The organism is Caballeronia terrestris (assembly GCF_001544515.1).
In the GTDB taxonomy this organism is placed as follows: Bacteria; Pseudomonadota; Gammaproteobacteria; order Burkholderiales; family Burkholderiaceae; genus Caballeronia; species Caballeronia terrestris.
The window spans coordinates 1-4,947 of record NZ_FCOL02000165.1 but is presented as its reverse complement, the minus strand read 5'-3'; the positions used below and the strand labels follow the sequence as shown (position 1 = coordinate 4,947).

At 59.2% G+C, this 4,947-nt stretch carries 4 protein-coding genes; all 4 read left to right on the top strand.

Annotated features, from left to right (window positions below):
* Nucleotides 1-192: 192 nt before the first annotated feature.
* The 4 genes from AWB67_RS34450 (at nucleotide 193) to AWB67_RS34435 (ending at nucleotide 4,797) form a co-directional block, all read left to right on the top strand.
* Nucleotides 193-1,707: an ATP-binding cassette domain-containing protein gene (locus AWB67_RS34450; RefSeq protein ID WP_235025523.1), complete on the top strand. Its 1,515-nt coding sequence runs from the start codon at nucleotides 193-195 to the stop codon at nucleotides 1,705-1,707.
* 75 nt (nucleotides 1,708-1,782) lie between these two features.
* Nucleotides 1,783-2,772 carry an ABC transporter permease gene (locus AWB67_RS34445; protein ID WP_087660424.1) on the top strand — a complete coding sequence of 330 codons (990 nt, stop codon included), beginning with the start codon at nucleotides 1,783-1,785 and terminating at the stop codon, nucleotides 2,770-2,772.
* 30 nt (nucleotides 2,773-2,802) lie between these two features.
* A complete protein-coding gene (locus tag AWB67_RS34440) occupies nucleotides 2,803-3,810 on the top strand; it encodes a substrate-binding domain-containing protein (RefSeq protein WP_200822389.1) in 1,008 nt (335 codons plus the stop codon).
* 99 nt (nucleotides 3,811-3,909) lie between these two features.
* Nucleotides 3,910-4,797: an amidohydrolase family protein gene (locus AWB67_RS34435; protein WP_200822390.1), complete on the top strand. Its 888-nt coding sequence runs from the start codon at nucleotides 3,910-3,912 to the stop codon at nucleotides 4,795-4,797.
* The last annotated feature ends 150 nt before the right edge of the window (nucleotides 4,798-4,947 follow it).

Genomic DNA, 4,947 nt, shown 5'->3' with positions numbered 1-4,947 from the left:
AGTGGAGGACGGTGCGTCCGGTTCGTTGACGCACCGCTCATCAAAGACAGGCGATTTCAGGTGCAATCTCTAACAGCGTTCGTCCTCAATCGCATTCAATTAGGAATACGGAAGGAGACAATGGGTAAATCTATCTAAGCGATCCGTTTTGTGCTGAAGGACCTTGAAAACCGAAAGAACGAAGGAGTACCTGTGAACAAACTGCCCTACCTGATGGCCGCGCGCGGGATCGTAAAGAGTTACGGCCCAACGAGTGTCCTCAAAGGCTTCGATCTGTCGGTCGCCGCAGGAGAGGTGCATGCTTTTCTCGGCGGAAACGGGGCCGGCAAATCTACCCTCATCAAGATTATCTCTGGACAGATCGAACGCGACGGGGGAAGTCTCGAGTTCGCACAGAACCGTGCATCGTCGGGAGGCGCTGAGACGCCCGACGAGAACTCAATCGCGGTCGTCAGCCAGGAGCTCGCGCTGCTGCCGCATCTGACGGTCGCTGAGAACATCGCGCTGCCACGGCGTCATCGCGCATGGAGCCAGTTCAACGGGGGCGAGGCACGCCGCATAGCCGTCGATGCCCTTTCGCTAATCGACCCTGCGTTCGCGCATGCCGCCGTCGACCGGCTCGTGGCGGATCTGAGTCTGCATGAACGGCAACTGGTCGAGATCGCTCGTGCGCTGGACTCAGGGGCGTCTCTACTTCTGCTCGACGAGCCGACCGCGAACCTGACTGCTGGCGAGACGGAGCGGCTTTTTGCCGTTCTTAGACGGCTTGCGGTCGACAAGGGGCTCGCAGTGTTGTTCGTTTCGCATCGGATGCGAGAAATCCGTCAAATTGCCGACGTCTGCACAATCATTCGAAACGGTCAGACCGCCGTCGATCGGGTGGCGCTGACGTCGATCACCGACGCTGAAATCGTCGACCAGATGGGTCAGGCCGCCGTGGACATAACGAAAGAGCCACCGCGAGACCAACGAAGGCGAAATGGCAGCACCGGCACCCACGCTGGCACGCCCAACACGTTACGCATGCAAACGGAGGGAATCGATCTCGAAATCGGGGCAGGCACCCTTCTTGGGCTTGCCGGGCCGCCTGCCGGGCCGGAAGCGTTGATGGACGCCCTCACCGGCGTCTCGTCGACGAACGAGTGGTCCATCGCGCGCAATGGAATGGCGGTCGCTTATCGGCGGCCCTCTGCCGCTGCGCGCGATGGCATCGGATTCGTCTCGGGAGACCGCGCTAACAAGGGGATTCTTGCGAACCTCCCGATCGTCGACAACCTCGCCGCGTCGGCACGCGTAATCGGACGCAAACGCACCGTGCGCGACACGGAAGTGACCGATGGCCGCGACCTGCTCCATGCGCTCAGCATCCGTGCGGGCTCGCTTTGGGACTTGCCCGCAACTATCAGCGGCGGAACGCAACAGAAGCTGCTGATCGCGCGCTGGCTCAAATTAAAACCAACGGTACTGGTGCTGGAAGAGCCGACGCGTGGTGTCGACATCGGCACGAAGCGGGAAATCTACACACTGATTCGCGAGATGGCGGCGCAAGGCGCAATTATCGTCTGGTGGTCGACCGAATACGTTGAGCTGGCCGAGTTGTGTGACACCGTGCTCGCGTTCGATCCGGACGGTCGGCCAACGTCAATCTTGAAAGATACCCAGATCAACGAGGCGGAACTCGCGCATGCAACCGGCATGGCGGCCTAAGACCTAGTGGCAGCAAAAAACGCTATTTGAAAGCGGTGCATGAGACGCCGGCTCGATTACTTAACGGAGACGAACATGAAGACGGTCATTCAACCAGTCGCAGATGCATCACGCCCACGCGGCCGCAGTCGTTTGCTGAGTCTTTACCGAACCGAGATCGCTATCGCGATTGCCATCATCGTGATGGAACTGGCTGTCGGCTTCATCGTGCCAGCAGCGCTATCGGTCGGTAACGTGTCTAACGTCGCGCAAGCGTCCGCGCCCCTCGTCATCATGGCGTTCGGCGTATTGCTTGTCGTCATTACCGGTGGCATCGATCTTTCCGTAGGCTCCGTTTTTTCATTGACGGGCATGGTCACGGGCCTGGCTATGGCACACGGCTTCGGTGCGTTCGTCAGCTGTGCGGCTGGCTTGTCTATCGGGCTGTTGATCGGTGCCGTCAACGGAGCGCTGGTGACCTACATCGGCCTGGCGCCGTTCGTCGTGACGTTGAGCACTTATGCGATCGCCGGAAGCCTCTCGTTCATCGTGACCGACGGCCATTCGCTGCCGATCTCCGATCCGAACTTCTGGCTGCTCGACGCGGGAACGCTCATCCCAGGCGTGCCCAACTACGTGCTTTGGTGTGCCGTGTTGCTGATCGTCATCGAAGTCTGCCTTCGCAAGCTCGTGGCCGGTCGCTGGCTCTACGCGATCGGCAGCAGCAGCTCGTCGGCGCGTGTGATCGGAATTCCCGTCAATCGCGTGCGCATGTCGGCGTATGTCCTGTCTGGTCTGCTTGCATCGTTTTCCGGGCTGGTCAGTGTCTCGTACATCGGGAATTCCGAAGCGACGGCAGGATCGAGCCTCATGCTCCAGGCAATTGCGGCGGTCGTCATCGGCGGCGCCAGTCTTTTTGGCGGCACAGGGTCGGCGATCGGCGCGCTGCTCGGCGCGTTAATGATCACCATCATTCAGAACGGCGCGAACCTCATCGGCGTTAATAGTTTCTGGCAAGGCACCGTCACGGGTGTCGTCATCCTCATTGCGGTGCTGATCGACCGCGTGACCAAAGCCCGGCGCTAGAGCCGGACACTACATAAACGGAGACATTTCATGTTGAACAGCATTGCTCAATCGATGCGGCATCCCGTGCGCGCCATTGCATTCGCTTCCATCGCGTTCGGCCTGTCGCTGGCGGCTAACTCTGCGAAAGCGGCGGATGCCAAGACCGTCGCTTACATCGCACCGTCGCTCGACATTTCCTACTGGCAGTGGGTGGGCTACGGCGTGAAGGAAAGAGCCAAGGAGCTTGGTATGAATTACATCGAGCTGACTTCCGAGAACTCGCCCGCCAAGCAAATGGACAATGTTCGCACCGCGCTCACACGCGGCGTCAGCGCAATAGTGATGGGCCCCGTGAGTTCCACAAGCACACCGCAGGTTCTGCGCGTGTTGAAGGAGAAGCAAGTTCCGATCGCTTTCGCCGGAATCGGTCCGCAACCGGGACAGACCGACTACACGTCCGCGGTCACGGCGAACAACTATGAAACCGGAAAGGCGCAAGGCTCGTATGTGTGCAAGCTCGCGAAGGAGCGTGGCAGCAATAAGATCGGCATGCTCTCCCTACCGCAGGATCGCGAGAACGCGCAGAAGTATCTGACGGGGGCGAAGGAATCGTTCAAGGCCGATGGCTGCGATCTGACGCAGATGCTCGAGACGCATGGACTCACGGTATCGGAAGCCGTTGCTCAAGCGAACGACATCCTCACCGCGCATCCCGACATTCGCGCGTTGTATGGCATGTATGACGAGGCCGGCACGGGCGCCGCCAAGGCATTGCAAACACGGGGCATGACAGGCAAGGTCGCGGTCGTGACAGCAGACGGCAGCCCGACCACGATCAAGCTGCTGCGCGATGGCGCGATTCAAGGATTGTTCCTGCAGGAAGCGGTAGGGCAGGGCATCGATGCGACGACTCAGGTGTCGAACGCTCTGACTGGCAAGCCGACAACGCAGCAACTCGCGTTGAAAGAGCCGCTGGTGACCAAGGAGACCATCGACCAGCCTGATGCGCAGAAGGTGGTCAAGCGAGTTTATCCGCCGTCGGCAGGGAAATACTGAAGCACTCGCATCCAGGTGAACGTCGGTCGGAAGCACGCTTCCCGCCGACTGTCCTTGCTAACGAACATGACGAACCGATCAGGAGACAACGTGGACAACCTGCCTATCATCGATCCCCATCATCACCTGTACGATCTGAAAACCGGACGCTATCCGTGGTTGCAAGACAAAATGCTCGAGCGAGTCTTTGGCGACTACTCGGCGATCCGTCGCGACTATCTGATCGACGATTTTCGCGAAGACATCAAGAATCAAAATGTCGTCAAGACGGTTCACCTGCAGGTGGAGTACGACCATAACGACCCGGTCGCGGAGACTCGCTGGCTGCAAAGCGTGGCAGACCAGCATGGCTATCCGCACGGCATCGTGGCGTTCGCGGACCTTGCTTCACCGAACGTCCAGCAGACGATCGAAGAGCACTGCGCTTTTCCGAACGTTCGCGGGATCCGCCAGTGCCTCAACTACCATCGCGATCCGGTCAAGACATTCATCGAGCATCCGCATTTGATGAGCGATGCGCAGTGGCAGCGCGGCTATGCGCTGCTCAAGCGCTTTGATCTCTCTTTCGATCTGCAGCTTTACTACACGCAGATGGCCGAGGCGCTCGCGCTTGCAAAGAAGTTTTCCGACACGCCGATGGTGCTCAACCATACGGGCATGCCGGTCGATCGAGACGCTGACGACATCGCTGCCTGGCGAGCAAACATGAAATTGCTCGCGTCTGCACCAAACGTGTTTTGCAAGATATCGGGGCTCGGCATGGGCGACTGGAAGTGGACGACCGACAGCATCCGCCCGTTCGTTCTTGCTGCCATCGATGCGTTTGGCACAGAGCGTTGCATGTTCGCGAGTAACTTTCCAGTCGACAAGCTGTTTAGCAGTTACGACGAAGTCTTCAATGCGTTCAAAGCCATCACGCTCGACTTCTCGGACGCTGAGCGTCGAGCGCTGTTTCACGACAATGCAGAGCGGATTTACAGATTGTAGGGGCCCGCCAAATAGGAGCCGGGGCAGCCCTATACCACGACAGCGCTGTCCCAGACTTACACAGAGGTGAATCAAGATGCACATCGGAGTGCCTGCTGAAACGCGGGCGAACGAGGCGCGCGTCGCCGCGACGCCCGAGACGGTCAAGAA